Here is a 2,506-nt window from a genome sequence, read left to right on the forward strand (position 1 = left end):
GCACAGGCCCACAATTAGGAGACACGCCCTAGTTAGTGCAAACCGCCCAGGGATGCGAATGGCTCCTCGGCCTGGATGTCGTGCAAGGGCACGCGCACCCAAGGCGAATCACTGTGTGCGAGCAGCTCGGTGAGCCGTTGCGATTGATCCTTCATCGCAGCGGTGACGTCGGGCTCACCATCACTCGCCCAGATCATTCGACCCCACCAGAAACTTGCGGCTACGTCAGCCCACGACACGAAGTAGCGCTGCAGCGCCGCCACGGCCTTGTCTGAAATCTGAAGGAACTCTTCTGGAGAGATCCACCCCAGCTCCGTTGCCGCGCCACCAACGCTGTGAACACGGATTATGTCCCATGCGCGAGTAGTGGCGGGCAGTGCCGGGGCCGCTGCTTTGGCAAAGCCCTCCGAGCGCAACATCCGTACAAGGTAACGGAACTTATGTTCTGCACCACGCGGATCCACGCCTTGGACAACAAAGAAGTCTTTCAGAAACTCGATTCGCTCCTCCATCTCTGCCTCGAGCTCGTTCTCAGAGATGTCCTTCACTGCATATGCGAGCGGTAAAAGCAGGTCATTTTCCACGTGCTGGCCACCTTCGAGCAGAGCATCAATAACCTGATACGCTTCCTGTGCACCAGTGACCCCCCAGTTTTGCTCGAGAGATGTTTTGTAGTACTTGGCCGCCCTTGCGTTGATGGCCTCAACCCCTAGCGGGGTCGCAAACGCCTTATTGCTCTTGTACAGCATGCCCCAGGAGTGGCGGCGCACCTCATCTTTGCTCGGCGCCGGTTCCGGCCATGGGAACTTTGTAAGGCGGTAGATCCAAGTATCATCAAACTTTGCTGGCGTGAACGTTGAGCTCATACCCACACAACGTACCGAGGTTTCGGGGTTGAGTCAGCGTTACTTCACACGCCACCCCACACCTGGGGTGAGTTATGTCATAGCACTGAACGGCAGGCGCGGTTTTTATTGTGTTGTTAGTCTCGTGTGCATGACAGGACCCCAAATTGCAATGACAGACCGGCCAGATCTCGGTGCTGCACTTAAACGTGCTGGTGATTCCGAGATTGTGCACGCTGCCGCCGCAGCCGTTGCAGAAGGCCTTGGTGTCGACGAGATTGTGCTGGAAGCCGCCGCTACGAAAGCAAGTGGGGTGGATGGTGCCGCGTTTGTCACCAACCGCAGGATCCTCGTGACCGCCGATAAGAAGGATCCATCCCATTTTGAGTTCCTTGAACTTGACAACCTGGGCAACGTCACAGTTCTGCCTTACAAGGGCGGCTGGGCCGTCGTGGTCCAGCTCTACAACACATATAAAGTGTGGAGCGGTTTCACAGAAAAGGCTGCGAAACGTGTGCAATTTGCCGCCCAGTGGGCTCTGACCGCAGGCCGAGAGGCACGAACTGAGGCCTCGCGTGCAGTGTCGTCGACGGAGCTTTTTGAGCGATGGAAAGAAAACAAGCACCGTCTCAATCGCAATAGTTTGGAAGAGCTTGCAGAGTCGATGCGCTCCCTGTATTCCGACATTGATTCACGGTGGTGGACTGAATAATGATTCGACTTGCATACCCGGGTTCGCCCGACCGATTTAATGGGGCAGAAGACACATCACACATCGAGCAAAACCTGGCTATTGCGGAAAATGGCTATCGCCATTACATCAAGCATGGCTCGTTACTAGAAACTGGAGCATCTCCGGCAAATACGACTGCTATCTCCAGGTCAAACTCCAGTGCGGGCACGACAGGTGCTCAGGCCAGCGGCGCATCGAAAGGTCTCAGTGTAAAGAAGCAGCTATTACTCCTTCCCTTAGTGATAGCGGGCATCGTGGTGCTAGCGATTGCCTACGTTGCAGCTAAAGACGCGCTCTTTAGTGACAAGTCAGACGAGTCCGCTGCTCCCGCACAGTCCGCCGCTGAAGCACCTGCCGATCCCGGCGCTTCCAACGGTGGCGCTACCGGTGCCACTGGTGGGGATACCGCTGGCGGCCTCACCCCTGCCGACCACGCACCCGAACCGATTGCTAGTTTCGTGCGGGCCTGCACAGACTATGAAGTGGTGTTTAGCTACTATGGTGCGGATAGCGCCCCTGCCCCACAGGCAATGGGTACCAACTGTTCCGTGGATACTACGAAGGCACCCGACGTTGGTTACGTAGTCTTCACCGATGACCCTGCCGCCACCGCCGCCGTTCGTGACGGCAAGCCCGTCTTGGATGCCGTTGAGATTCCGGCAGAATCAACGCGCGGTTCCACATTCAAGGCGCAGAGAGTGGAGTCCCTCATCACAGTTGCGGAAATCCTCCCAGAGGACCAGGGAATCGTTGAGTACATGATCAAAAATGATGACCCCGAAGTGGCAAAGAAAGCATTGGTCGACCTCGGCGTGGCCAAGTAGAACTACAACTATCCGCGCTTTTAGGAAAGACCGCATATAGACACACTGCCGCCCCAGTTCCTCCCATAATGGGGGTTAAGTGACAAAAAGTGTGTCCGCTCGGT

General features: G+C 56.3%; 3 protein-coding genes. 2 read left to right on the plus strand and 1 reads right to left on the minus strand.

Going from position 1 to position 2,506, the window contains the following annotated elements:
- Positions 1-32 precede the first annotated feature (32 nt).
- Positions 33-866: a DUF1266 domain-containing protein gene (locus tag HMPREF2849_RS07470; protein WP_049189574.1), complete on the minus strand. Its 834-nt coding sequence runs from the start codon at positions 864-866 to the stop codon at positions 33-35.
- A 130-nt stretch (positions 867-996) separates the two neighbouring features.
- Here HMPREF2849_RS07470 and HMPREF2849_RS07475 point away from each other — a divergent pair, with 130 nt between their 5' ends.
- Both HMPREF2849_RS07475 and HMPREF2849_RS07480 read left to right on the plus strand, forming a co-directional pair.
- Positions 997-1,557, plus strand: coding sequence for a hypothetical protein (locus HMPREF2849_RS07475; RefSeq protein WP_049189575.1), 561 nt, complete (start codon positions 997-999; stop codon positions 1,555-1,557).
- Positions 1,557-2,402 (plus strand): hypothetical protein, encoded by an 846-nt coding sequence (locus tag HMPREF2849_RS07480; protein WP_049189576.1) that lies wholly within the window; start codon positions 1,557-1,559, stop codon positions 2,400-2,402. The genes HMPREF2849_RS07475 and HMPREF2849_RS07480 overlap by 1 nt, the downstream gene beginning before the upstream one ends.
- The last annotated feature ends 104 nt before the right edge of the window (positions 2,403-2,506 follow it).

This window comes from Corynebacterium sp. HMSC073B01, from assembly GCF_001838255.1.
Lineage (GTDB): Bacteria > Actinomycetota > Actinomycetes > Mycobacteriales > Mycobacteriaceae > Corynebacterium > Corynebacterium jeikeium_D.